The organism is Streptosporangium sp. NPDC053982 (genome assembly GCF_055585205.1).
The window spans coordinates 260,625-285,591 of the sequence record NZ_JBVJKQ010000003.1 but is presented as its reverse complement, the minus strand read 5'-3'; the positions used below and the strand labels follow the sequence as shown (position 1 = coordinate 285,591).

Below are 24,967 nucleotides of genomic sequence, written 5' to 3'. Positions count from 1 at the left end.
CGGGCATGTCCCGCACGCCCTCGCATCTGGTGGTCACCCTGCTGATGACCACGGCACTGGTCATGGGGTGCGCGACCGCCGCCCACCACCCCGCGAGCACTCTCGCGCCCTCCGGCTCCCGGCCCGCCGCGCCCGGTGACGCCCGCGGCGGGAGCGCCGCCGGGGACCCCGGGAGTCCCGGCGGCGCCGCCGGGAACGACACGGCCGCCGAGAACGCCAGGCCGGGAGACCCGCACTGGCGGCTGCGCCGCCTCGGGGCCGCGCACGAGATCGAGGGGTTCGCCGACCGGGTCAGCGTGCTGCCGGGGGAGAGGTTCCGGCTGTACGTCTCGACCACGGCCGACCGCTACACCGCCACGGCCTTCCGGATGGGCTGGTACGGCGGAGCCGGCGCGCGGCGGGTGTGGCGGGTGGCCGGGCTGCCCGGCGTCCGGCAGCCGGCGCCCAAGGTCGTCGCCGCGACCCGCACGGTGACCGCCGCCCGCTGGCGGCCGGGCCCGGAGGTGGACACCACCGGCTGGCCCGAGGGCTCCTACCTGATCCGCCTGGACGCCGCCACCGGCGGCGGCCGCTACGTCCCCGTCACCGTCAGGTCCGCCTCGGCGCGGGGGCGGACGGCGGTCGTCAACGCGGTCACCACCTGGCAGGCGTACAACGACTGGGGCGGCCGCAGCCTCTACCTGGGTCCCGGGGGCTTCGAGGACCGCTCCCGGGCGGTCAGCTTCGACCGCCCCTACGACACCTCCGGCGCCCGGCTCTTCCTGGACATGGAGTACGACGCCATCGCCCTCGCCGAGCGCACCGGCGTCCCGCTCGCCTACCTCACCAGCGTTGACCTGGACGACGACCCGCACGCCCTCGACGGCGCCCGGGGCCTGGTCTCCCTCGGGCACGACGAGTACTGGTCGCCGCGCATGCGCCGCGTCGTCGAGACCGCCCGCGACAGGGGCGTCAACATCGCCTTCCTCGGCGCCAACGCCGTCTACTGGCGGATCAGGTTCGCCGCGACGCCGCTGGGCCCCGGCCGGCTGGTCGTCTGCCACAAGGACACCGCCGAGGACCCCCGCACCGGCCTGTGGCGCGACCGCCGTCCCGAGAGTTCGCTGACCGGCCCGATGTACGACTGCTATCCCGCCGAGGCGGCCTACGTGGTCCACCGCCCGCGGAGCTGGATCTTCCAGGGCACCGGCGTACGGCGCGGCACCCGCTTCCCCGGAATGGCGGGGGTGGAGACCGACCGGATCGGCCTGAACGCGCCCCGCCCCGTGGAGGTGCTGTCGGTCTCGCCCGTCGACTGCGGCGGGCGGTCCACGGTCGCGCACAGCGCCTACTACACCGCGCCGAGCGGCGCGGGGGTGTTCAACTCCGGCACGATGCGCTGGGTCTGCGCGCTGCGCGGCGCCCGATGCGGGCACGGCGTCACCGGGCGGGCCAGGGCGTTCGTCCGCCGCAGCACGGTGAACATCCTGCGGGCCTTCGCCGCCGGCCCGGCCGGGCGCAGCCACCCGGCGGTGGACAACCTCGCCTCGGCGGGCCTCGGCGCGCGCTGACCGGCCCGGAACGTACGGCCGTACCCGTGTCGCGCGGCCCGGATGCGGGAAGGTATCTCCTCGCGCATCCCGGGCCGCACCGGCCCCGCCCGTCGCGGCGGACATCCGGGAGCGGGCCCGCGGCGTACCGGCACGGGAGGCGCGGACAACGTCGAAGTCTCCTCCATTTGGTCTAGACCATTGGTCTTTCAGCAGGCAGAATGCGTGAGGTCGGCGCGGGAGACCTCGCCGGTCGTGTCACCCCACTCGTTCTGGCTGTCTTGTTTCGGAACCACCGGAGGATGCCATGCGTATCGGAGTGCTAACCGGGGGCGGCGACTGCCCCGGACTGAACGCCGTGATCCGCGCCGTCGTGCGCAAGGGTGTGGGCGTCTACGGACATGAGTTCGTCGGATTCTGCGACGGCTGGCGCGGCCCGCTCGAAGGTGAGACGGTGCCGCTGGACATCAATGCGGTCCGGGGGATCCTGCCACGTGGCGGGACCATCCTGGGCTCCTCCCGGACCAACCCCCTGAAGATCGAAGGCGGCGTTGAGAGGATCAAGGCGAACCTGGCCGAGTCCGGGGTCGACGCCCTGATCGCCATCGGCGGCGAGGACACCCTCGGCGTCGCCAAGCAGCTCTTCGACCGCGGCGTCAAGGTCGTCGGTGTGCCGAAGACCATCGACAACGACCTGAACGCCACCGACTACACCTTCGGGTTCGACACGGCCGTCAACATCGCCGTGGAGGCGATCGACCGCCTGCACACCACCGCCGAGTCCCACCACAGGGCGCTCATCTGCGAGGTCATGGGCCGCCACGCCGGGTGGATCGCCCTGCACGCGGGCATGGCGGGAGGCGCCAACGTCATCCTCATCCCGGAGAAGCCGTTCGACATCGACCGGGTCTGCGCCTACGTCGAGTCCCGCTTCCAGACCCGGTACGCGCCGATCATCGTGGTCGCCGAGGGCGCCCACCCGATCGAGGGTCAGATGACCCTCCAGGCCGGCGAGCTCGACGCGTTCGGCCACGTCCGGCTGGGCGGCATCGGCGAGATGCTGGCCAAGGAGATCGAGAAGCGGACCGGCAAGGAGGCCCGCACCACCGTTCTCGGCCACATCCAGCGCGGCGGCACACCCACGGCCTTCGACCGGGTCCTGGCCACCCGGTTCGGGCTGCAGGCCATCGACGCCGTCCACGACGGCGAGTTCGGCGTCATGGTGGCGCTCCGGGGCACCGACATCGTCCGGGCCGGTCTCGGCGAGGCCACCGAGGAACTGAAGACGGTGCCGGTCGGCCGTTACGAGGAGGCGGAGGTCTTCTTCGGCTGACGGGAGCCACCGGGCCGGACGGCAGAGGTCTCCGGGCCGGTCGATGGAGATCACCGGATCGGATGACCGGGGTCGCCGGGCCTGCCGACGGGAGTCGCCGGGTCGGCCGAACGGGCGGATCCGGTGCCGGCCGGCCGCCGGTGAGGGCCCGCGGAGGACGACGTCTCCGCGGGCCCTCCTCCGTTCCGCCCCTCCCGTGGGACGCGCGCCCGCGACGGACGCCGTCGTCATTCCCAAACGGCGGTAACCCCCGCCTTTCCGTCCCAGAAGCCGGACGGAATCATTTCCCCCAGACGGCCGGGCCGGGTCGTGACGACCTACCCGGCCGTTGCCTTCCGGGGCCGCTGAGAATCTTCGCCGGGAAAGCCCTCCGCCGAATCGTTGTCACATAAGGTGACCGGTCGATTCCTTTCTGTTTCGCGGTTGAATCGAAAGGTAATTCGTGCGGATCAATGCTTTTGCTTCGGTGTGATGAGCGTCGGACTTGCTGCGATTTACCGTGGGACTTGCGGTTCTGTGCCGCTCCGGCGCCTTCTCCGGCGCCGATTCCACGTCTCACTCAGCCCCGGGTGTCGGCCGGGCCGGCCCCGTACGACATGGAGTGATCTCCCATGATCAAGACGAAGAACGCGATCGCCGCCGGCGCGCTGCTGGCCTCCGCTCTCGCCGTCCCCGTGACGATGTCCGCCCAGCCGGCCAGCGCCGGAACCACAGTCGAGACCGTCTCCTCCACGTCCGCCGTCGTCTCCGCGGCGACGCCCTGCTGGAAGAAGAGGAATCCCGCCAGGTGCTACGCCCGCCGAGGTGGCGGCGGTGGCGGAGGTGGCGGTGGCGGTGGCGGTGGCGGAGGTGGCGGTGGCGGTGGCGGAGGTGGCGGTGGCGGTGGAGGCGGCGGTGGCGGCGGCGCCAACGTCTCCAACACCAATACCAACATCAACACTGCCGGTGGCGGCGGCGGTGGCGGCGGTGGCGGCGGTGGCGGAGGCGGCGGTGGTGGCGGAGGCGGCGGTGGCGGTGGCGGTGGTGGCGGCTGACCCGCCCCGGCCGGCGCCCATGCCGAAGAGCCGCTGAACGGCCGTTGCGCTCCTTTTCCGCCCGCCCCGAGTGGTGCGGGGAAGGAGCGCCCGCGCCGCGGAGCCGTTCCGCGCGCCGTCGGTCCGTTCTTTCCGCCCAGGATTTCCGCCCAGGATTTCCGCTCGGGCTTTCCGCTCGGGTTTTCCGCTCGGGCTTTCCCGCGCCATGTTCTCTCGCGCGGTGTTCTCCCATTCGGCGTTTTCCGCGCCGTCCGCGGCCTGTCCCTGCGCTCCCGTGCCCCGCTCTTCGACTCGCGCCCTGCCCGCGCCACCCTGTCCCGGACGCGTCTCACTCTGCCCCGGACCTCCGCCCCGCTCCGGTCCCGTTCCGCCCCGCTCCGGCTCTGCTCGCGCCCGCCCGTGTCCCGTTCGCGCGCCCGCTTCCCGGCCCCGTCCCGCCTCTGCGCGGGCGCTGACAGGTCATGACGGCGACTAAAGTGGCGAGGTCGAGCCATTGCCTTTACGCGGTACCGCGCCAGACTTGGCCGTACCCCTACATTCCCCTCGAAGCGCCACCGGAGGTTGCACCATGACCATGTCCGCCTTGGGCGAGCCCTGCGTGCTGCTCAAATTGGGCGAGGTCGTCCTCAAGGGGGACAACCGCGAGCTTTTCGAACGGCGGCTTCAGTCCAACATCAAGGCGGCGCTGAAGGACCTCGGCCCGAAACCGGACGTGCGCCAGCGCCACGGCGTCATCGCGGTCTTCCTGCCGGACGGCACCGGCGTCGAGGTCGCCGACGAGGTGGCCCGGCGGCTCTCCCACGTCCCCGGACTGGTCTGGGTCCACCGGGCCTGGCGGGTGGAGAAGGACCCCGGAGCCGTGACCAAGGCGGCGATCGAGCTGCTGGCCGACCGGGAGGACGTCCGGCGCGGCGTCTCCTTCGCCGTCCGCTCCCGCCGCCGCGACAAGCGCTTCCCGCTGACGTCCATGCAGCTCGACCGTACGGTCGGCGGAGAGCTCAACGACATCTACGGCCTGCCCGTCGACCTGAAGAACCCCGGCCTGGTGGTCTCCATCGAGGTCGACCGCGACGAGGTGTTCGTCTTCACCGGGGGCCTGCCCGGCCAGGGCGGCCTGCCGGTCGGCGTCAGCGGCCGCGGCCTGGTCCTGATGTCCGGCGGCATCGACTCGCCCGTGGCGGCCTACCGGATGATGCGCCGCGGCCTGCGGGTCGACTTCCTGCACTTCTCCGGCATCCCGTTCACCACGTCGGAGTCGATCTACAAGGCGTACGCGCTGGTGCGGGCGCTGGACAAGTTCCAGGGCAGGTCCCGGCTGTGGGTCGTGCCGTTCGGTAAGGCCCAGCAGTCGATCAAGGCGTCCGGGCAGGACCGCCTGGCGGTGATCGCCCAGCGGCGCCTGATGCTCAAGACGGGCGAGGAGGTCGCCCGGCGGCTCCGCGCCGGAGCGCTGGTCACCGGCGACTCCCTCGGCCAGGTCTCCTCGCAGACCCTGCAGAACATCACCGCCCAGGACGACGCCGTGGACATGCCGATCCTGCGCCCGCTCATCGGCCTGGACAAGACGGAGATCATGGCCGAGGCCCGGCGCATCGGCACCCTGGAGATCTCCGAGCTCCCCGACGAGGACTGCTGCACCCTCCTGGCGCCCCGCCGGGCCGAGACCGCCGCGAAGGTCGCCGACCTGAGGCGGATCGAGCAGCGGCTCGACGCCGAGGAGCTCGCCGTACAGCTCGCCGGTTCCCTCCAGGAGTACAAGATCGAGGGCTGAGCCGGTCCGGCGGGGCGCGGAGGGCAGGGTCAGGCGGGCGTCAGCAGCTCACCGGCGGCCGTCTTGCCCAGCAGCGCCGGGAAGCGTCGCATGACGTCGGCCAGTTCGGTGAGGTCGCCGTCCACCAGCGCCTGGGGCCCGTCGCAGAGCGCCTGCTCCGGGTGCGGGTGGACGTCGATGATCACGCCGTCGGCGCCGACCGCGATGGCGGCGCGGGCGAGCGGGAGCACCAGGTCGCGCCGGCCGCCGGAGTGGGACGGGTCGACGATCACCGGCAGGTGCGACAGGCGCTGGGCGACCGGCACGGCCGAGACGTCCAGGGTGTTGCGGGTGGCGGTCTCGAACGTGCGGATCCCGCGTTCGCACAGCACGACGTCGAGGTTGCCGCGCTGGGCGATGTACTCGGCCGCCATCAGCCACTCCTCGATGGTGGCGTTCATGCCGCGCTTGAGCATGACCGGCCTGCCCGCCCCGCCGACCGCCTGCAGCAGGGCGAAGTTCTGCGCGTTGCGGGTGCCGACCTGGAGCATGTCGGCGTAGGAGGCGACCAGGTCGACGTCGTGGGCGTCGACGACCTCGGTCACCACCGGCAGGCCCGTCTCCTCGCGCACATCGGCCAGGATGCGCAGGCCCGCCTCGCCGAGGCCCTGGAACGCGTAAGGGGAGGTGCGGGGCTTGTAGGCGCCGCCCCGCAGCAGGGTCGCGCCGGCCGCCTTCGCCATCTCGGCGGCCTGGAGGGTCTGCTCGGGCGTCTCCACCGCGCACGGGCCGGCGATGAGGGTCACCGTGCCGGGCCCGATGGGCACGCCGCCGACCCGGACCGTGGACCGCTCCGGATGGTTCTCCCGGCTGACCAGCTTGTACGGCGTGCTCACCCGCATCACGTCGGCCACCCCGGGCATGGCGCGCAGGTCGAGGGCCTCGAACCGGACGATGTCGCCCACCAGGCCGATGATCGTGCGGTTCACACCCCGGCTGACGAACGCCTCGCCGCCCGCCGTGCCGATGGTCTCCACGATCGCCTCGATGTCCGAGGGGGTCGCGCCGGGGCTCATGACGATGACCATGTCTCTCCTTAGGAACCTTTGGAAGTTCGCCGAAGGCCGGCGGGAGATCCTCCGAGGGGCCCCGGGGAAAGCGAAGGCCCCGGGTCCTTGGTGGACCCGGGGCCTTCGTTCGCCTGGATGTCAGCGCAGCATCCGGTGGCGATCGGTCCGACCTACGGGTCCGTCGCCATACCAAAACCAGAACGCGGTACGCATCGCGGGCAATACTAGCGCATGGCCGGCGTCCGGCGCCGCGGACCGTCATCCCCGCGCCGCGGACCGTCATCCCCGCGCCGTGGACCGGCCGCCCCGCGCCGCCTCGCCCCGCGCCGCGCCGCCCCGTGTCGTGCCGCCCCGTGTCGTGCCGCCGGTCCGCGCCGCCGACCGCGGGAGGGGGCACCGGAAGGCCGCCGGAGGCGCGGTGGCAGGATTACCCCGTGCCGTCGGGGAAGGCGAGGGGAATGATGGTGGAGCAGTCCGAACCTCCACGGGAGGAACCTCGCCTGCCTCCGGGGCAGTACGTCCCCCGGGGCCGTCCGGTGATCCACTACGGCAGGGTGCCGACGTTCCGCCCGGCGACGTGGGCGTTCCAGGTCATGGGGGCGACCGCCTCCGGGGATCAGCACCGGTTCACCTGGCCGCAGTTCTCCGAGCTGCCCCGCGCCACGGTCCTCGCCGACTTCCACTGCGTCACCAAGTTCTCGATCATGGGCAACGAGTGGGGCGGGGTGGCCGCCGCGACGCTGCTGGAGCTGGCCCCGCCGGCGCCCGAGGCCAGGCACGTGATGATCTGGGCCGAGTACGGCTACAGCGCCAACGTGCGGATGGCCGACTTCACCCGCGACCACACGCTCTTCGCGCTGGAGCTGGACGGCGCGCCCCTGTCCCCCGAGCGCGGCTTCCCGGTCCGGCTCGTCGTCCCGCACCTGTACGCGTGGAAGAGCGTCAAGTGGGTGCGGGCCGTGGAGTACATGGTCGAGGACCGGCGCGGCTTCTGGGAGGACCGCGGCTACCACAACGTCGCCGACCCCTGGAGCGAGCAGCGCTACTCGTATCAGGAGGAACCAGGCGAAGGTCCCCCCTGATCCAGGTTTTCCCGTGATGGACCGTAATGGTTTGACTACGGTTTGCGTCATGTCGACCAGCGGCTGGGCGCTCCTGTGCGCCGCCAGTGTGCTCCTCGGGTTCGTCCTGTCCCGGTGGGCGGCCACCCGCCGGAACCCGCAGGGACCACCGGAGGAGGCGACGGACGCGGCGGCGGCCACCTTCGCCACCCTGCGCGTCGCGGCCCGGGCGGCCCCGTCACTGCGGACCGGCCTGAGCCGCGGCTCCGCCCGGGAGTCGGTCCGCCATCTGCGCGCCCTGCTGGGCGCCGACGCCGTCGCGGTGATCGACACCGAGGAGGTCCTCGCCTGGGACGGCGCGGCCGGCTGCCACCGCGGCCACGCGGTCCGGCACGCCCGCGCCGCGCTCGCCGCCGGCCGTCCGCTCGCCGAGGCGGGGGATGCCGCGGCCTGCGGCACGCCGGGCTGCGCCGTACGGGGGGCGGCGGTCGCGCCGCTGACGGTGGACGGCCGGGTGGTGGGCGCGCTGGCCGCCTACGGCGCCGGGGCGGGCGAGCCGCCGGTCCGGACCGTCGCCGAGCTGGCCCGCTGGGTCTCCGCCCAGCTGGAGCTGGCCGAGCTGGACTCCTCCCGGCGGCGCGCGACGGAGGCGGAGACGCGGGCGCTGCGCGCGCAGATCTCCCCGCACTTCGTCTACAACTGCCTGACCACCATCGCCTCCTTCGTGCGCACCGACCCCGAGCACGCCCGCGAGCTGCTGGTCGACTTCGCCGACTTCACCCGGTACGCGCTGCGCAGCGGCGGCGACCTCACCACCCTGGCCGACGAGCTGCACTGCGTGGACCGCTACCTGCAGCTGGAACGGGCCAGGTTCGGCGACCGGCTCCGCTTCACCGTCGAGGTCGCCCCCGAGGTGCTGTCGGTGCCGGTCCCGTTCCTGTGCGTGCAGCCGCTGGTGGAGAACGCCATCAAGCACGGCACCGCCCTGTGCGGCGGTGCGGGGCGGGTGCGGGTGGTGGCCGTGGACGCCGGGCGGGAGGCGCACATCAGCGTGGCCGACGACGGCCTCGGGATGGACCCGGAGCGCGCCAGGACGCTCCTGGGCGCCGGAGCCGGGACGATTCCGGGCGCCGGGCGGGACGACCGGTGCGGGGAGGGCGGCATCGGCCTGTCCAACGTGGACGTGCGGCTCCGCCGCATCTACGGTGAGGAGTACGGGCTGGTCCTGGAGACCGCGCCGGGCGCGGGGACGACCGTCCGGCTGCGCGTCCCCAAGCTCGTCTCCTGAGCCGCTCTCCTCCAATAGCTATTTGTAGTCATAGCATTACCTAAAGTTGACATGTCTCTTGCGGTGAGCGCGGTTTGGGAGCAGCGTGGGGGCATGCTGCGAGTCCTGGCCGTCGACGACGAGGTCCCCGCGCTGGAGGAGCTGGCCTACCTCCTGCGCCAGGACCCCCGCATCGAGCACGTCTCCACCGCCGAGGGCGGGGTCACCGCGCTCCAGGACATGGTGCAGATGGTCGGCTCCGGGGCGCGGCTCGACGGGGTGTTCCTCGACGTCCGGATGCCCGGTCTCGGCGGGTTCGACCTGGCCCGGCTCATCGGCGCCTTCCCCAACCCTCCCCGCCTGGTGTTCGTCACCGCCCACGAGGACTGCGCGCTCCAGGCGTTCGAGGTGGAGGCGGTCGACTACCTCCTCAAGCCGGTGCGGGCCGACCGGCTGGCCGAGGCCGTGCGCCGCCTGGAGTCCGCGGCGTCCCTGCAGCCCGCCCAGGCGGAGCCGCCCGCCGAGGACGTCATCCCGGTGGAGCTGGGCGGGCGGACCAGGTTCGTCGCCCGGCAGACCGTCCGGTTCGCCGAGGCCAAAGGCGACTACGTCCGGCTGCACACCGTGGACGGCGCCTACCTCGTACGGATGTCGCTGGCCGCGCTGGAGCGGCGCTGGGCCGCCTCGGGCTTCATCCGCGTCCACCGCAGCACGCTGGTCTCGGCGCGGCACGTCAGCGAGCTGCGCTTCGACGGCGGCCGGGTGGTGCTCCAGGTGGGCGAGGAGACCCTGCCGGTCAGCCGCCGCCACACCCGGCAGGTCCGCGAGCGGCTCGTCCGCCAGTTCCAGGACCGGCCGGTGCCCTCCGGCGCGGCCGGCTGATCGTGAGTCCGGACGCCCGATGCTCATGTGTCTCATGGTGCGGATGGGGTTCACGGGGTCTCCGGCGACCGCTCGTCGTCTCCCGGGCGCCGCTCGTCGCGCCGCCACCCTCCGTACGGCGACAACTACGCGCCGCTGACCGCGCTGCGCGGGAACCCCGGTTCACCCGCCGGGGCGCCGCTCTAGTGTTCTCACACACCGGAGAGCCGAAACCGCCGGGTCAGCGGGGGGACGAGGGGCCTGCAAGGCCCCTGACGTGGTCTGACGCGACGGGATTTCCGGGTGGCCGATTCCTGCGGCCACCCGCGCCGGGCTCCGACATCGGGGGAGGGCCCGGCCGGCTCCGGTGTGACGGGACGCCCGCGCCGCCCTGAGGCGGCGGGGAGCCGTGATCCGGTCCGCGGGGGCGGCCGGATCGCGGGAACGGGCGTCCCGTTCCGCCCCGCCGGCGGGCACGACCCGCCCGGCGGCGCGGAAGCCGCCACGCCACGGGGGGCGGCGCGGGCGGCGGGGGGCCGCCGCGCCACGGGGGGCGCGGCGGTCCGGAGGGGACGGCGGACGTCAGGCGCCGGGCGTGTCGCGGAGCTTCTTCAGCAGCTCGATGTCCTCGCGGTGCTTCTCCGGGCCGCCCGGGGTCTCCACGCACAGCGGGATGCCCGCCGCGACCGGGTGGCGCATCAGGACGGCGAACGGGTCGATGCCGATGTGACCCGCGCCGATGTTCTCGTGGCGGTCCCTCTTCGACCCGTGGGGGTCCTTCGAGTCGTTGACGTGGATCAGCCGGAGCCGCCCGGGGGCGATCGCGTGCAGCGCGTCGAGCGTTTCGGCGACCCCCTCGGCGGTCGAGAGGTCGTGGCCCGCGGCGAAGGCGTGGCAGGTGTCGAAGCAGACGCCCGCCTTGGGATGCCAGTCGAGGGCCGCGAGATAGGCCTCCAGGTCCTGGACGGTCGCGCACAGCATCGCGCCCTGCCCGGCCATCGGCTCCAGCAGCAGGTCGGGGCCGTCCTCGGGGATCTCGTCGAGCAGGGGGAGCAGGTGCTCGTGGAGCTGGCGCATGGCGTCGTCGCGCGGCTGGCTGACCGCCGAGCCGGTGTGGACCACCACGCCGGGGGCGCCGATCGCGTACGCCCGCCGGAGACCGTGCCGGACGACGGCCGTGGACTTCTCCAGGGTCTCGGCACTCGGCGTGCCCATGTTGACGAGGTAGGGAAGGTGGACGAAGGACAGCATGCCCGACTCGCGGAGCAGGGCGTCCTGTGCGGGGTCGCCGTCGGCGAGCGCCCAGCCCCGCGGGTTGGTGACGAACACCTGGATCATTTCGGCGCCGATGTCGGCGGCGCACTTCAGGCCGCCCTTGCCCAGGCCGCCGGTGACGGAGACGTGTCCGCCGATGAGGGAGAGAGAAGACATGGTGCCGTCAGTTTATGCGCCGGCCCCGACGTTTCCCGGCCGCCTCCGTCGTCGGCGTTTTGGAGCATGACACGAAAAACCGGGACCAACCTTTGGCCCGGTTGGGAGTTCCCGCTGCTGGACCGGCGCGGCGGCGCTGTGTGTACTGCTCACATGCCGAACATCGACGCCCCCGCCGAGGCGGGACTCGCCGGGTTCAACGCGCTCGGAGCCGCCGAGGCCGAGGCCGGGCTGCTGTCGTGCTGCGCGTCCCCGGTCTTCGCGCGGGAGGTGGCCGCCCGGCGCCCCTGCCGCGACCTCGCCGCGCTGGAGTCGGCGGTCGAGGAGGCCGTGCTCGGCCTGAGCTGGCCGGAGGTGCTGACGGCGCTGGCCGCCCACCCCAGGATCGGCGAGCCGCCCCGCGACGACGGAGCCGCGCCCGGCGCGCCCGGTCCCGGCGTGACCGGCCCCGATGTGGCCGGTTCCGGCGCGTCCGGTTCCGGCGCGTCCGGCCCCGGCGCGTCCGGCCCCGGCGCGTCCGGTTCCGGTGCGGGCGGGCGGGAGGCGTCCTGGTCACGGCGGGAGCAGTCCGGGGTCGCCGGGGCGGACCCCGCCGTGCTCACCGCGCTGGCCGAGGGCAACCGCGCCTACGAGGCGCGCTTCGGCCACGTCTACCTGGTCCGCGCCGCCGGCCTGACCGCCGGGGAGATGCTGGACCGCCTGCGGGAACGGCTGCGCAACGACGAGGGGACCGAGCGGGACGTCGTCCGGGCCGAGCTGGCCGGGATCGCCCGGCTGCGCGTGGCGCGGCTGCTGGAGGGCCCGGAGGGAACGGCGTGACGGCCGGACGTCCCCGGACGGGCACCCACCGGGCGGCCGGATCGGGAGGATCCGGAGGACCCGGAGACTCCGGCACGGGAAACCACCCGGACACGGGAGAGGAGAGTACGTGAGCCTGTCCACCCACCTCCTGGACGCATCGATCGGCCGGCCCGCCCCGGGCGTCCCCGTACGGCTGGAGCACGGCGGGAAGGTGCTGGCCGAGGGCGTCACCGGCGCCGACGGCCGGATCGGCGGCTGGGAGACGACCGAGACGGGCGCCCACCGGCTGGTCTTCGCCACCGGCGAGTACTTCGCCGCCCAGGGGATCGCGACCTTCTACCCGGAGGTGACGGTCGACTTCACCGTCGCCGACCCCGCCGAGCACCACCACGTCCCCTTGCTGCTGAGCCCGTTCGCCTATTCGACGTACCGAGGGAGCTGAGACGGGGCATGGCGGTCGTGCTGGGACCCAACCGTTACGGCAAGGCGGAGATCCGCCTGGTCCGCGTCGTCAGGGACGGCGCCGTCCACCACCTCAAGGACCTCAACGTCCGCACGTCCCTCTCCGGGGACATGGAGGACGCGCACCTGACCGGGGACAACTCCGCGGTCCTGCCGACCGACACGCAGAAGAACATCGTCTACGCCTTCGCCAGGAAGCACGGCGTGGACCAGATCGAGGACTTCGCGCTGCTGCTGGCCCGCCACCACGTGGACTCCCACCCCTCGATCCACCACGCCCGGGTGGAGATCGAGGAGTATTTCTGGGACCGCATCCCCCCGCCGGACGGCCGGGACGAGCGGCACTCCTTCGTCCGCTCGGGGCGGGAGACGCGCACCTGCGTCGTCCACCACGACCGCGACGGCTCCTCCACCGTGGTCTCCGGCCTGCGGGACCTGGTGGTGCTGAACTCCACCGGCTCGGAGTTCCACGGCTTCATCCAGGACGAGTACACCACCCTGCCGCCCACCCGGGACCGCGTCCTCGCCACCGAGGTCTCGGCCCGCTGGCGGCACCTGCCGGACGGCTTCCGATCCGCCGGGCCGCCCGAACCGCCCGAACCGCCCGGGTCATCCGGCGCGTCAGGGCCGCCCCGGCCGTACGGGTTCGGCGAGTCGTACGAGGAGGTGCGGAGCCGCCTGCTGGAGGCGTTCGCCGGGACCTACAGCCTGTCGCTGCAGCAGACCCTCTACGCGATGGGCGACCTGGTGCTCCGGACGTGCCCCGGGATCTGCGAGGTACGGCTGGCGATGCCCAACCGGCACCACTTCGCGGTGGACCTCACCCCGTTCGGGCTGGACAACCCGGGCGAGATCTTCCACGCCGCCGACCGCCCCTACGGGCTGATCGAGGGCACGGTCCTCGACGACGCGGCCCCCGACGCCCGCTTCGCGTGGGAGTGACGATGGACTTCCTGAGACCCGCGACCTGGGCCGAGGCGCTGGAGGCCAAGGCGGAGCGGCCCGGGGCCGTGCCCGTCCAGGGCGGCACCGACGTGATGGTCGAGCTCAACTTCGACGTCCGCCGGCCCGACGCGCTGCTCGACCTGAACCGGGTGGCCACGCTCGGCGAGTGGAGCGCCGAGGAGGACGGGCGGCTCCGGGTCGGCTCGGGCGTGACGTACGCGCGGCTGATCGACGAGCTGGGGGACCGGCTTCCCGGGCTGGCGCAGGCCGCCCGCACGGTCGGCTCGCCGCAGATCCGCAACCGGGGCACCGTGGGCGGCAACCTCGGCGCGGCCTCGCCCGCCGGGGACGGCCACCCGCCGCTGCTCGCCGCCGGCGCCGAGATCGAGGTCGAGTCGGCCGCCCGCGGGGTACGGATGATCCCGGCCGAGGAGTTCTATCTCGGCGTCAAGCGCAGCGCACTGGAACCCGACGAACTGATCCGGGCGTTCTGGACGCGTCCGGCGGGCGGCCCGCAGTACTTCTCCAAGGTCGGCACCCGCAACGCCATGGTGATCGCGGTCTGCTCGTTCGCGCTGGTCCTGCACCCCGCCGAGCGGCGGGCCGGGACCGGCCTCGGGTCGGCCGCCCCCACCCCGCGCCGGGCGGTCGCGGCGGAGGAGTTCCTCGCGGCCGAGCTCGACTGGGACACCGGCCGGCTCGACCCCGGGCTGCCCCGGCGCTTCGGCGAGCTGGCCGCGGAGGCCGCCTCGCCCATCGACGACGTGCGCGGCACCGCGGACTACCGCAGGCACGCCGTCGCCGTGCTGGCGCGCCGCACCCTGACCTGGGCCTGGCACGATCTGTGGAAGGAGGGCTGATGCGCGTCAGCCTCACCGTCAACGGCCGGCGCCGTACGGCCGACGACGTATGGGAGGGCGAGAGCCTGCTGTACGTCCTGCGCGAGCGGCTGGGGCTGCCCGGCTCCAAGAACGCCTGCGAGCAGGGCGAGTGCGGCTCCTGCACGGTCTACCTCGACGGTCTGCCCGTCTGCGCCTGCCTGGTCGCGGCCGGGCAGGCGGAGGGCCGCGAGGTCCGCACGGTCGAGGGGCTGGCCGGGGACGGCCGGCTCGACCCCGTGCAGGAGGCGTTCGCCGAGTGCGGCGCCGTACAGTGCGGCTTCTGCACCCCCGGCCTCGTCGTGCAGGCCCACGACCTGCTGAACCGGACGCCCCGCCCCACCGACGCCCAGATCCGCGAGGCGCTGGCGGGCAACCTGTGCCGGTGCACCGGCTACGAGAAGATCCTCGACGCGGTACGGCTCGCCGCCACCCGGAAGGCGGAGGCGCTGTGACCGGAGGCGCTGTGACCGGCGGCTCCTCCGCGGGCCTTCCAGGCGGGCGGGAGGTCGCGGGCACACCGGCCGTACCCGGGGCGGCGGACGGCGCGCTGGTGATCGAGGGCGCCTATCTCGTCCCGGTGACCGGCCCGGAGATCCCCTCGGGGCACGTCGTCGTCCGGGGCGACCGGATCGAGGCGATCGGCCCGGGACCGGCGCCCGACCTCCCCGGCGCGCGCCGTGTCGACGGGGCCGGCTGCCTGGCCACGCCGGGCCTGGTCAACACCCACCACCACCTCTACCAGTGGGCCTCCCAGGGGTTCGCCCGGGACGCCACGCTGTTCCAGTGGCTGGTGGCGCTCTACCCCGTCTGGGCGGCGATGGACGCCGAGGTCGTCAGGGGGGCGGCCGGCGCCGGCCTGGCCCACCTCGCGCTGTCCGGCTGCACCACGTCCTCCGACCACCACTACGTCTTCCCCGCCGGGCGCGGTGACCTGCTGGCCGCCGAGATCGACGCGGCCCGCGCGGTCGGCGTCCGCTTCCACCCCGCCCGGGGCTCCATGGACCGCGGGGCCTCCGACGGCGGTCTGCCGCCGGACGACGTGGTGGAGGACCTCGACACGATCCTCACCGCGACCGCCGAGGCGATCGACGCCCACCACGACCCCTCCTTCTCCTCGAAGCTGCGGGTGGCGGTCGCGCCCTGCTCGCCGTTCTCGGTCAGTACGGAGCTGATGACCGAGTCCGCCGCGCTGGCCAGGGACAGGGGTGTGCGTCTGCACACCCACCTCGCCGAGACCCTCGACGAGGAGGAGCACTGCCTGGCCCGGTACGGCGTGCGCCCGGTGGACCACATGGAGAAGCTCGGCTGGCTCGGCCCGGACGTGTGGTTCGCCCACGCCGTCCACCTGAGCGACGCCGACATCGACCGGCTCGCCCGCACCGGCACCGGCGTCGCGCACTGCCCCAGCTCCAACGGACGGCTCGGCGCGGGGATCGCCCGGGTCTCGGAGCTGCTCCGCCGCGGCGCGAACGTCGGCCTCGGGGTGGACGGCAGCGCCTCGGCCGAGCTGACCTCGATGGCCGGGGAGATGCGTCAGACGCTGCTGTTCCAGCGGGCGAGGCACGGGCCCGGGGCGCTGACCGCCCGGCAGGCCCTGGAGACCGCCACCCTCGGCGGGGCGCGCAACCTCGGCCGCGAGGCGGAGCTCGGCTCCCTGGAGCCGGGAAAGCTCGCCGACATCGCGCTGTGGCGGATCGACTCCTTCGCCGGGGCCGTCGCCGACCCGGTGCACGCCCTGGTCCTCGGGACCCGGCAGCCGCCGCTGGTCCGGCTCCTGGTGGGCGGCGAGACGGTCGTGGCGGACGACGAGCTGCGCACGGCGCCGCAGGACGAGCTGGGCCGGGCGGGCACCGAGGCCCACCGCCGCCTCATGCGCCTGGCCGCCGAACGGGGCGTCTCCCCTCCGGCTCCTCGCCCGTGACGTGCGTGAGGCCCGTGAGGGGCGGAAAGGACGGGAAGCCGTGACCCGCGGAGGACCGGGGACGCCCGGAAGGCCCGGGAGACCCACGACGTCAGAGGAATCCGGCGGCTCCGGAGGGGCCGGGACTCCCGGAGAATCCGGGACACCCTGGAAATCCCTTTCCGGGGTGATGTGATGATGGTGACCCACCTCACCGGACCCGGGCCGGTGCCGCCCGGGTGCGCCGGGCGGACCGCGCCGGCCCGCCGCACACCAGGGAGCAGGGTTGTCTGAGTCGTCGGGACACGTCGTCATCGCCCCGGACAAGTTCAAGGGGTCGCTGACCGCGGCCGAGGTCGCGGCGCGGGTCGCCGCCGGGTTCGGCCCGGACATCGCCACGGTCGCGGTGCCGGTGGCCGACGGCGGTGACGGCACCGTGGACGCGGCCGTCGCCGCCGGGTTCGGCCGCGTCGAGACCGAGGTCACCGGGCCCACGGGGGAGCCGGTCCTCGCCGCCTACGCCTGGCGTGAGGACGCCGGGACGGCGACGGCCGTGGTCGAGCTGGCCGAGGCGTCAGGGCTGCGCCGCCTGCCCGCCGGCCCACGGGCGCTCACCGCGACCAGCCGGGGAACCGGCGAGCTGATCGCCCACGCCGTACGGCGCGGCGCGCGGCGCGTCGTGCTCGGACTGGGCGGCAGCGCCTGCACCGACGGCGGCACCGGCATGATGGCGGCGCTCGGCGTCCGGTTCCTGGACGCCGAGGGGCGGGAGCTGCCCCCGGGCGGCGCGGCCCTGGCGGACCTCGACAGGATCGACGCCTCCGGGTTCGAGGCGTCCGGGCTCGGCCCGTCCGGCGGCGTGGAGTACGTGATCGCCAGTGACGTGGACAACCCGCTGCTCGGCCCGCACGGCGCCGCCGCCGTGTACGGCCCGCAGAAGGGCGCGGGGCCCGAGGACGTCGCGCTGCTGGAGAAGGCGCTGGGGCGGCTCGCCGCGGTCGCCGCGCACACCCACGGCCTGGGCGGCGCCGCCGAGCACGACGGCGTCGTGCGCGCCATGGGCGTGGCGGCCCGGCCGGGCGCGGGCGCCGCCGGGGGAGTGGGCTTCGCCGCCCTGGCCTTCCTCGGGGCGGACCTGCGGCCCGGCATCGAGTACCTGCTCGACCTGCTGCGCTTCCACGACCGGCTCCCCGGCGCCCGCCTGGTGGTCACCGGGGAGGGGTCGCTGGACGAGCAGACCCTGCGCGGCAAGGCGCCCGCGGGCGTCGCGGCGGCGGCGGCCAAGGCTGGGATCCCGGTCGTCGCGGTGTGCGGCCGCCGGTCGCTGGGCGACGAGGAACTGGCCGCGGCGGGCATCTCGGCCGCCTACGCTCTCACCGACCTCGAACCCGACCCCGAGGTGTGCATGGCGCAGGCGGGCCCCCTGCTGGAGCGCCTCGCGCGCCGGATCGCCGCGGAACGCCTGTGACCGGATCCGGGAGTCCACGGGAGCCGGGGAACGCCGGTGACGAGAGCCGGGGAGCAGCCGGGGAGCGCCGTTGACGGAAGTCGACGGAAGAGGAGGACGGCCCGTGACCGGGTGGGGAACGGACGGGCGGCGGCCGGACCTGGTGGTCCGGTCCCGCCGGGTGGTGCTGCCCGGCGGCGAGGCCCCGGCGGCCGTCGCCGTACGGGACGGCAGGATCACCGGCCTGCACCCCCACGACGCGCCCCCGGACGCCGCCGAACGGGCCGACCTCGGCGACGTCGCGCTGCTGCCGGGCCTGGTGGACACCCACGTGCACGTCAACGAGCCCGGCCGTACCCACTGGGAGGGCTTCGCGTCGGCCACCCGGGCCGCCGCGGCCGGCGGCGTCACCACGATCGTGGACATGCCGCTCAACTCGCTGCCGCCGACCGTGGACGTGGCCGCGCTCGACGTCAAGAGGCGGGCCGCCGAGGGCCGGTGCGCGGTGGACGTCGGCTTCTGGGGCGGCGCGGTCCCCGGGAACGCCGCCGCCCTGCGGCCGCTGCACGAGGCCGGGGTGTTCGGCTTCAAGTGCTTCCTGTCGCCGTCGGGCGTGGAGGAGTTCCCGCCGCTCGACGACGAGGGGCTGCGGCGGGCCATGACGGAGATCGCCTCCTTCGACGGCCTGCTGATCGTCCACGCCGAGGATCCGGCGCTGCTCGCCGACCCCCCGGGGCCCGGCTACGCCGACTTCCTCGGCTCCCGGCCCGGCGAGGCCGAAAGCCGGGCGGTCGAGCGGGTCGCGGCGCTGGCCGGGGAGACCGGCGCGCGCGTCCACATCCTGCACGTGTCGTCGGCGCTGTGCCTCGCGCCGCTGGCCGCGGCGCGGGCGCGGGGAGCGCGGGTCACCGCCGAGACCTGCCCGCACTACCTGGCGCTGACCGCCGAGGAGGTGCCGCCCGGCGCCACGGCGTTCAAGTGCTGCCCGCCGATCCGCGTCGCGGCCAACCGCGACGCGCTCTGGCGCGGCCTCGCCGACGGGGTGCTGAGCTGCGTCGTCTCCGACCACTCGCCGTCCACCCCGGACCTGAAGGTGCCCGACTTCGCCCGTGCCTGGGGCGGGGTCTCCTCCCTCCAGCTCGGCCTGTCCGTCGTCTGGACCGAGGCGGCGCGGCGCGGGCACGGCCTGGAGGACGTCGTCCGGTGGATGGCCGCCGGCCCCGCCGCGCTGGCCGGCCTGACCCGCAAGGGCGCGATCGAGGAGGGCCGCGACGCCGACCTGGTAGCCTTCGACCCCGACGCCGAACACACCGTGGACGCCGCCGCCCTGCACCACCGCAACCCGGTCACGCCGTACCACGGCAGGACGCTGCGGGGCGTGGTCCGCGCCACCTGGCTGCGCGGCCGCCTCACGGGTGGTGAGCCCGGCGGCGAACCCGGTGGTGAGCCCCGAGGAGTTCTGCTGCGCCGGCCCGACATCGGAAGGACCCCGCCGTGAACGACTTCACCACCCTGCCCGACCTGGCACTGCGCACCCACGGCGGCGCGGTCGTCGCGGCCAGCGACGAGTCCTTCGCCGAGCGGGAGAACCTCATCCGGCCCGGCCGGCCCGGCTTCCAGGCCCACACCTTCGGCGCCAAGGGGCAGGTCTACGACGGCTGGGAGACCCGGCGGCGGCGCGAGCCCGGCCACGACTGGGCCGTGGTCCGCCTCGGCGTGCCCGGCGTGGTCCGCGGTGTCGTGATCGACACCGCCTGGTTCCGGGCCAACCACCCGTCGCACGCCTCCGTCGAGGCGGCCGAGGTCACCGGGTACCCCACCGCGGCGGAGCTGGCCGCCGCCGAGTGGGAGGAGATCGTCCCGCGCGCCGCCCTCACCGGGGACGCCGAGCACCGCTTCGCGGTGACCGGGGAGCGGCGCCGCACCCACGTGCGGCTGAACATCTTCCCCGACGGCGGCGTGGCCCGGCTGCGCGTGCACGGCGAGGCCAGGCCGGACCTGACCGTCTACGACGGCCTGGGCCTGGACCTGGCCGCGCTGGAGAACGGCGGGCTGGTCACCGAGTGCTCCGACGGGTTCTACTCCCCGCCCGGCAACGTCATCGCCCCCGGCCTCGCCCGGCACCAGGCCGAGGGCTGGGAGACGGCCCGTCGCCGCGACGGCGGCAACGACTGGCTGGTGATCCGCCTGGCCGGGCCCGGCGTGATCGGGCTCGCCGAGATCGACACGACGAACCTGCTGTTCAACGCCCCGGCCGCCGTGTCGCTCCGGGGTACGGCCGACGGCCGTACCTGGACGGAGCTGCTGCCCAGGACCCCGCTGCTGCCCGACACGCGCCACCGCTTCCGCCTCGCGGACGCGCCGGTGACCACCCACGTCAAGGTGGACGTCTTCCCCGACGGCGGCCTGGCCCGGGTCCGGCTGCACGGCCTGCTCCACCGGCCCTGAGCCGTACGGCCCGCCGGGCACCCGGCCGGTCAGAGCGTGCGGCCGGTCAGAGCGTGCGGCCGGTCAGAACCAGAGGGTCACCTCGGTGCCCGGCGGGACCTGCTGACCGCCCCCCGGGAGCTGCGCCACCACCAGCCCCCGGCCCGGACCCCTGCGCATCTTCACGTTCATCCCCACGGCGCGCAGCTCCTCGCGGGCCGCCTTGGCCTCCTTGAACATCACGTTGGGGACGACGATCACCTGCCTGCCGTCGCCGTCGCCGGGCTGGCCGTCGTTCTCCCACGGCCAGTGCCAGCCGGGGTTGTCGCACTTGGAGAGGGTCATCCGCACGGTGATGCCCTTGTCCACCTCCGCCCCGGGCCTGGGGTCCTGCGCGATGACCGTGCAGGGGGTGGCGGCGTCGGTCTGCTCCAGGAACTCCGGCAGGAAGCCCGCGGTGCGCAGCGTGGCGTCGGCCTGGTCGCGGGGCATGCCCTTGACGTCCGGCATGAGCAGGCCCGCGCTGACCACCAGGGTGACCTTGCTGCCCTCCTTGACGGGGTTGCCCACCGCCGGGCTGGTCCTGATGACCTGATCACGCGGCACGGTGCCGCTGCCCTGCCGCCGGACGTTCCCGGCGACCAGCTTGACCTCGGCGAGCTTCGACCGGGCCGCGTTCTGGTCCATGCCGACGACGTTGGGCACCGGGACCCGCTTGGGGCCCGCGGAGGCGATCAGGGTGATCCGCGACTTCGGCTCGACCTCGGTGCCGCCGGCCGGGTCGGTCGACAGGACGTTGTCCTTGGGGACCTTCTCGTCGTACTGGGCCTGGCCGATCACGACGTCGAAGCCGAGCCGCGCGGCCTCCTTCTCGGCCAGCTTGACGTTCATGCCCACCAGCGAGTCGGGCACCTTGACGGTGCGGGTCTGGGAGAACCACCAGCCGGTCAGGCCGATCCCGGCCACCATCACCAGGGCCAGCGCGATCAGGAACCACGTGGGCCGGGACCCGCGGCGCCGAGCGGCCGCCCGCGCCCCGGGCGCGGCCGGGGCGCCGGGGTGATCGGAGGCGGGGGTGGTGAGCAGGTCGCCGCGCGGCTGGACCAGGGTGTGGCTGACGGCGGGCTGCACCGCCGTGGCGCCCGCCGGCCCCGGGCGCCCGGCGGGCCGTACCGGGGCGACCGGCACCTGCGGCGCCGGGCCGCTGTCGGCGGGCAGCGCCCGGTGCGCCTCCACCGCGGCGACCAGCATCGCGGTGGCGTCCGCCGGACGGCCCTCGGGGTCGCGGGCCGTGGCTCGGGCCACCAGCGCGTCGAGCTGCGGGGGGATGTCGGGCAGCAGGCCGGACGGCGGCGGCACGGTGTCGTGGACGTGCCGGTAGGCCACCGACATCGGGGTGTCGCCCTCGTACGGCTGGCTGCCGGTGAGGAGCTCGAACAGCATGATCCCGGCCGCGTAGACGTCGCTGCGGGCGTCGGCGGCGGCCGCCGTGACCTGCTCGGGCGACATGTAGGCGATGGTGCCGATCATGACGCCGGTCCGCGTCTGGTTGGTCGCCTCGACCGCGCGGGCCAGGCCGAAGTCCACCACCTTGATCCGGCCGTCGTCGCTGAGGAGGACGTTCTCCGGCTTGACGTCGCGGTGGATCATCCCGGTCTGGTGCGCGGCGCCCAGCGCGGCGAGCACCGGGATGATGACCTCCAGCGCCTCGCGGGCGGGCAGCCGGCCGCGGGAGCGGAGCACGTCGCGCAGGGTGCGCCCCGGGACGTACTCCATCGAAAGATAGACGTTGCCGCCGTCGGTGCCCTGGTCGAAGACGTGCACCACGTTGGGGTGCGACAGGCTCGCCACCGACTTCGCCTCGCCGATGAACCGCCGGACGAAGGAGGGGTCCTCGGCGAGGGATCGGTGCATCACCTTCACGGCGACCGTGCGGTCGAGCCGGATGTCCATGGCCAGGTAGACGGTAGCCATTCCGCCTCGGGCGATCCGGGACTCGACACGGTAACGCCCGTCCAGGAGTCTCCCGACCAGGGGGTCAGTAACCGTCGTGTCCACCCGGCTGAGTTTACGGGCGTTTTGGCGTCCACAGGGTGCCGGTGTTCCAAACCGATGCCGAGAAGTTGACTGTTTTCTGCGGATTCCGAGGGCATTCCGAGATCCACGGGACGGCCCGCCGCGCCCGTTTCCGGTGTCCCGGCCCAGGACCGCCGGGCACCTCGCCGGGAACCGCCGGGCACCCCGCCCGGTGTCCGGGAACGTCCTTCACGAAGCCGTACGGCCGCCCCGGGCCGGGGCCCCGGCCTCTCAGGGGGTCATGGGGGAGGACGCCTCCGCGTAGCGGCGCCGGGGGATCCGTCCCGCCAGGCGGGCGGCCCGCCCCGCGTCGACCGCCGACCGCATGGCCCGCGCCATCAGGTCGGGCCGCTGGGCCCGGGTCACCGCGGTCGCCAGCAGCACCGCGTCGCAGCCCAGCTCCATCGCCAGGGCCGCGTCGCTGGCGGTGCCGATCCCGGCGTCCAGGATCACCGGCACCCCGGCCGCCTCCACGATCAGCTCGATGTTGTGCGGGTTGCGGATGCCCAGGCCGGAGCCGATCGGCGCGCCGAGCGGCATCACCGCCGCGCAGCCCGCCTGCTCCAGCCGGCGCGCCAGGGCCGGGTCGTCGCCGATGTACGGCAGCACCGTGAACCCGTCGGCCACCAGCCGCTCGGCCGCGTCGAAGGTCTCGATCGGGTCGGGCAGCAGGGTGCGCTCGTCGGAGATCACCTCCAGCTTGACCCAGTCCGTCTCCAGCGCCTCCCTGGCCAGCCGGGCGGTCAGCACCGCCTCTTGGGCGGTGAAGCAGCCGGCCGTGTTGGGCAGGACCCTGATGCCGCGCCGGCGCAGCACGTCGAGGACGGAGCCGCGCGCCGACGGGTCCAGCCGCCGCATCGCGACCGTGGTCAGCTCGGTGCCCGAGGCGGCCAGCGCGGCGTCCAGGACCTCCAGCGAGGGCGCGCCGCCGGTGCCCATGATGAGCCGGGAGGCGAACTTCTCGCCGCCGATGATCAGGTCGTCGTCCACGTCCCTCAGCCTCCCTGCACCGCGGTGAGCACCTCGACCGCGTCGGAGTCGGCGAGCGCGGTGGAGTCCCACGCGCCCCGCGAGACGACCTCGCCGTTCACGGCGACGGCCACCCCGTTCCGGGTCTCGGTCAGGGTCTTCACGGCCTCGGCGACGGTGGCCCCGGAGGGCAGCTCGCGCGCGACGCCGTTGATGGTCACGTTCAACAGGGCTCCTGGAAGCGGAGGGGTGAGCAGATCTTCAGAAGGTCGGGGTCGCCGTCGCCCGCGCACAGGTCGGCGGTCAGCGGGGCGAGCAGCACTCCGTTGCGGTGGTGGCCGGTGGCCAGCCACAGGCCCGGCGGGCCGGCCGGGCCGATCACCGGGAGGTTGTCAGGCGTGCCGGGGCGCAGGCCCGCGACCGTGTCGGAGAGCTCCAGCTCGGTCACGCCCGGCACCAGCTCCCGGGCGTCGCGCAGCAGCTCCCACAGCCCCCCGGCCGTCACCCTGGTGTCGAAGCCCAGCTCCTCCTGGGTGGCCCCGACGACCAGTTCGCCGTCCGCGCGCGGCACGAGGTAGACGTGCGAGCCGTGGACCGTGCCGCGCACGCAGCGTCCCAGGATCGGCTCGGGGGAGCGCAGCCGCATGATCTGGCCCTTGACCGGCCGGACCGGCGGCAGGGCCCCGGGCGGCAGGCCCTCGATCGCGACGGGTCCGCCCGCGCCCCCGGAGCCGGCGGGGCCTCCGGACCACGCCCCGGTCGCCAGGACCACCCGGTCGGCCCCGACGGCCGCGCCGCCGGCCGGCCGTACCCCGGTGACCCGCCCGGCGGACGTCTCCAGGGCGGCGGCGCGCATCCGCAGGAGGGTGACGCCCCGGCGCTCCAGGGCGGACAGCAGGGCCGCGGTGACCCGCCTGGGGTCCACCCAGGCGTCCCGCTCGGCGAGCATGCCGCCGCGGACGGACGGGGCCAGCATCGGTTCCAGGCGGCGGCACTCGCGGCCGGTCAGCCGCCGGGCGGGCAGTCCCAGCCCGGTGGCGAACGCGGCGAGCTCCTCCAGCGCGGCCATGTCGTCGGCGCCGAAGGCGACGTCGAGGGTGCCGCCGTCGCCGTAGTCGAGGTCGCGCACCTCGCGGCCGGCGTCGGCGGCGAGCTCCGCGGCGAACGACGGCCACCTGGCCAGCGAGGCCAGGCCCAGCCGCAGCAGGGGCTCCTCGGTGTAGGTGACCTCGCTCACCGGCGCCAGCATGCCCGCCGCCGCGTGCGAGGCGCCGGAGGCGGGGGCGGGGTCCATCACCGCGGCCCGCAGGCCTCCTCTGGCGGCGCGCCAGGCCACCGAGAGGCCGATCACCCCTCCGCCGACGACCAGGAGGTCGAACCGCTGCGGCATTCCCATCCCGCTCCCTTCGCCGGCATGACCCGGATCAGGTTCCTGGCGGTCGAGGGCCCGCTCGCGGTCACGCCGGGTCGCGGCCCGCCCGCGTCGCCCGGCGGCGCCCACCGGGGGCGCTTCCGGTCGCGGTGCACGGCTCCGCGCTCCTCAGCGGTCTCGCGGCCCTCCTCTCAGCCCGGTGCGTGCCGGGCTCCCGCGCGTCTTGACATCCCAACCATAAGGGGTGCCTCCCGGGGAGGGCGTAGCACCCTCCGTGAGTTAAATGTCGGTTTCAGCGCACGTAGCAGATAGCCGGAGGTCCTCCGGCCGCCTAGGCTGATGAGGTGTGAA

Annotated in this window: 23 protein-coding genes; 16 read left to right on the top strand and 7 right to left on the bottom strand. The window is 74.4% G+C overall.

Going from position 1 to position 24,967, the window contains the following annotated elements; genetic code table 11:
- The first annotated feature begins 5 nt into the window (after window positions 1-5).
- Window positions 6-1,550, top strand: a complete 1,545-nt coding sequence (locus tag ACZ6W9_RS06540) for a N,N-dimethylformamidase beta subunit family domain-containing protein (RefSeq protein ID WP_389954912.1) — start codon at window positions 6-8, stop codon at window positions 1,548-1,550.
- A 286-nt stretch (window positions 1,551-1,836) separates the two neighbouring features.
- Window positions 1,837-2,862, top strand: coding sequence for a 6-phosphofructokinase (locus tag ACZ6W9_RS06535; RefSeq protein WP_389954909.1), 1,026 nt, complete (start codon window positions 1,837-1,839; stop codon window positions 2,860-2,862).
- Between the two features lie 559 nt (window positions 2,863-3,421).
- On the opposite strand, the gene ACZ6W9_RS06530 is transcribed toward ACZ6W9_RS06535, so the two are convergent.
- On the bottom strand, window positions 3,422-3,595 hold the full coding sequence (locus tag ACZ6W9_RS06530) for a hypothetical protein (RefSeq protein WP_362934451.1): 174 nt from the start codon (window positions 3,593-3,595) through the stop codon (window positions 3,422-3,424).
- A gap of 80 nt (window positions 3,596-3,675) precedes the next feature.
- On the opposite strand from ACZ6W9_RS06530, the gene ACZ6W9_RS06525 reads away from it, so the two are divergent.
- Both ACZ6W9_RS06525 and thiI read left to right on the top strand, forming a co-directional pair.
- Window positions 3,676-3,933, top strand: coding sequence for a hypothetical protein (locus tag ACZ6W9_RS06525; RefSeq protein WP_470116836.1), 258 nt, complete (start codon window positions 3,676-3,678; stop codon window positions 3,931-3,933).
- A 531-nt stretch (window positions 3,934-4,464) separates the two neighbouring features.
- Window positions 4,465-5,667, top strand: a complete 1,203-nt coding sequence (gene thiI / locus ACZ6W9_RS06520; protein ID WP_362934457.1) for a tRNA uracil 4-sulfurtransferase ThiI — start codon at window positions 4,465-4,467, stop codon at window positions 5,665-5,667.
- Between the two features lie 29 nt (window positions 5,668-5,696).
- Here the strand turns inward: thiI and aroF are convergent, their stop codons facing one another.
- On the bottom strand, window positions 5,697-6,734 hold the full coding sequence (aroF, locus tag ACZ6W9_RS06515) for a 3-deoxy-7-phosphoheptulonate synthase (RefSeq protein ID WP_389954901.1): 1,038 nt from the start codon (window positions 6,732-6,734) through the stop codon (window positions 5,697-5,699).
- Between the two features lie 443 nt (window positions 6,735-7,177).
- On the opposite strand from aroF, the gene ACZ6W9_RS06510 reads away from it, so the two are divergent.
- The 3 genes from ACZ6W9_RS06510 to ACZ6W9_RS06500 all read left to right on the top strand — a co-directional run bounded on the left by ACZ6W9_RS06510 (window position 7,178) and on the right by ACZ6W9_RS06500 (window position 9,926).
- Window positions 7,178-7,798, top strand: coding sequence for a molybdopterin-dependent oxidoreductase (locus ACZ6W9_RS06510; RefSeq protein WP_389956283.1), 621 nt, complete (start codon window positions 7,178-7,180; stop codon window positions 7,796-7,798).
- A gap of 49 nt (window positions 7,799-7,847) precedes the next feature.
- Complete coding sequence (locus tag ACZ6W9_RS06505) at window positions 7,848-9,065, top strand: sensor histidine kinase (protein WP_389954898.1); 1,218 nt, start codon at window positions 7,848-7,850, stop codon at window positions 9,063-9,065.
- 93 nt (window positions 9,066-9,158) lie between these two features.
- The gene (locus tag ACZ6W9_RS06500) at window positions 9,159-9,926 is read left to right on the top strand and encodes a LytR/AlgR family response regulator transcription factor (RefSeq protein ID WP_389954894.1); all 768 of its coding nucleotides are present in this window, start codon (window positions 9,159-9,161) and stop codon (window positions 9,924-9,926) included.
- A gap of 561 nt (window positions 9,927-10,487) precedes the next feature.
- Here ACZ6W9_RS06500 and ACZ6W9_RS06495 read toward each other — a convergent pair.
- Window positions 10,488-11,336, bottom strand: coding sequence for a deoxyribonuclease IV (locus ACZ6W9_RS06495; RefSeq protein WP_389954892.1), 849 nt, complete (start codon window positions 11,334-11,336; stop codon window positions 10,488-10,490).
- Window positions 11,337-11,489: 153 nt separating this feature from the next.
- On the opposite strand from ACZ6W9_RS06495, the gene ACZ6W9_RS06490 reads away from it, so the two are divergent.
- The 9 genes from ACZ6W9_RS06490 (at window position 11,490) to alc (ending at window position 20,220) form a co-directional block, all read left to right on the top strand.
- Entirely contained in the window at window positions 11,490-12,155 is a 666-nt protein-coding gene (locus tag ACZ6W9_RS06490; RefSeq protein WP_389954889.1) for a 2-oxo-4-hydroxy-4-carboxy-5-ureidoimidazoline decarboxylase, read from the top strand.
- A gap of 109 nt (window positions 12,156-12,264) precedes the next feature.
- On the top strand, window positions 12,265-12,579 hold the full coding sequence (gene uraH, locus ACZ6W9_RS06485) for a hydroxyisourate hydrolase (RefSeq protein WP_362934475.1): 315 nt from the start codon (window positions 12,265-12,267) through the stop codon (window positions 12,577-12,579).
- Window positions 12,580-12,587: 8 nt separating this feature from the next.
- Window positions 12,588-13,541: a factor-independent urate hydroxylase gene (gene pucL / locus ACZ6W9_RS06480; protein ID WP_389954886.1), complete on the top strand. Its 954-nt coding sequence runs from the start codon at window positions 12,588-12,590 to the stop codon at window positions 13,539-13,541.
- Between the two features lie 2 nt (window positions 13,542-13,543).
- Window positions 13,544-14,404, top strand: coding sequence for an FAD binding domain-containing protein (locus ACZ6W9_RS06475; protein ID WP_470116835.1), 861 nt, complete (start codon window positions 13,544-13,546; stop codon window positions 14,402-14,404).
- Window positions 14,404-14,877: a (2Fe-2S)-binding protein gene (locus ACZ6W9_RS06470; RefSeq protein WP_470116834.1), complete on the top strand. Its 474-nt coding sequence runs from the start codon at window positions 14,404-14,406 to the stop codon at window positions 14,875-14,877. The genes ACZ6W9_RS06475 and ACZ6W9_RS06470 overlap by 1 nt, the downstream gene beginning before the upstream one ends.
- A 95-nt stretch (window positions 14,878-14,972) precedes the next feature.
- On the top strand, window positions 14,973-16,346 hold the full coding sequence (locus ACZ6W9_RS06465; RefSeq protein WP_389956280.1) for an 8-oxoguanine deaminase: 1,374 nt from the start codon (window positions 14,973-14,975) through the stop codon (window positions 16,344-16,346).
- A gap of 265 nt (window positions 16,347-16,611) precedes the next feature.
- The gene (locus tag ACZ6W9_RS06460) at window positions 16,612-17,793 is read left to right on the top strand and encodes a glycerate kinase (protein WP_389954877.1); all 1,182 of its coding nucleotides are present in this window, start codon (window positions 16,612-16,614) and stop codon (window positions 17,791-17,793) included.
- 103 nt (window positions 17,794-17,896) lie between these two features.
- Entirely contained in the window at window positions 17,897-19,270 is a 1,374-nt protein-coding gene (gene allB / locus ACZ6W9_RS06455; RefSeq protein WP_389954874.1) for an allantoinase AllB, read from the top strand.
- Window positions 19,267-20,220 (top strand): allantoicase, encoded by a 954-nt coding sequence (gene alc, locus ACZ6W9_RS06450; RefSeq protein ID WP_389954872.1) that lies wholly within the window; start codon window positions 19,267-19,269, stop codon window positions 20,218-20,220. The genes allB and alc overlap by 4 nt, the downstream gene beginning before the upstream one ends.
- A 63-nt stretch (window positions 20,221-20,283) precedes the next feature.
- Here the strand turns inward: alc and pknB are convergent, their stop codons facing one another.
- From pknB to thiO, 4 genes are all read right to left on the bottom strand, one after another.
- Window positions 20,284-22,257: a Stk1 family PASTA domain-containing Ser/Thr kinase gene (gene pknB, locus ACZ6W9_RS06445; protein WP_389954869.1), complete on the bottom strand. Its 1,974-nt coding sequence runs from the start codon at window positions 22,255-22,257 to the stop codon at window positions 20,284-20,286.
- A 249-nt stretch (window positions 22,258-22,506) separates the two neighbouring features.
- The gene (locus ACZ6W9_RS06440; protein WP_362934502.1) at window positions 22,507-23,265 is read right to left on the bottom strand and encodes a thiazole synthase; all 759 of its coding nucleotides are present in this window, start codon (window positions 23,263-23,265) and stop codon (window positions 22,507-22,509) included.
- A 5-nt stretch (window positions 23,266-23,270) separates the two neighbouring features.
- Window positions 23,271-23,465, bottom strand: coding sequence for a sulfur carrier protein ThiS (gene thiS, locus ACZ6W9_RS06435; protein ID WP_389956277.1), 195 nt, complete (start codon window positions 23,463-23,465; stop codon window positions 23,271-23,273).
- Window positions 23,466-23,467: 2 nt separating this feature from the next.
- Window positions 23,468-24,640 carry a glycine oxidase ThiO gene (gene thiO, locus ACZ6W9_RS06430; RefSeq protein WP_389954865.1) on the bottom strand — a complete coding sequence of 391 codons (1,173 nt, stop codon included), beginning with the start codon at window positions 24,638-24,640 and terminating at the stop codon, window positions 23,468-23,470.
- Window positions 24,641-24,967: the final 327 nt, after the last annotated feature.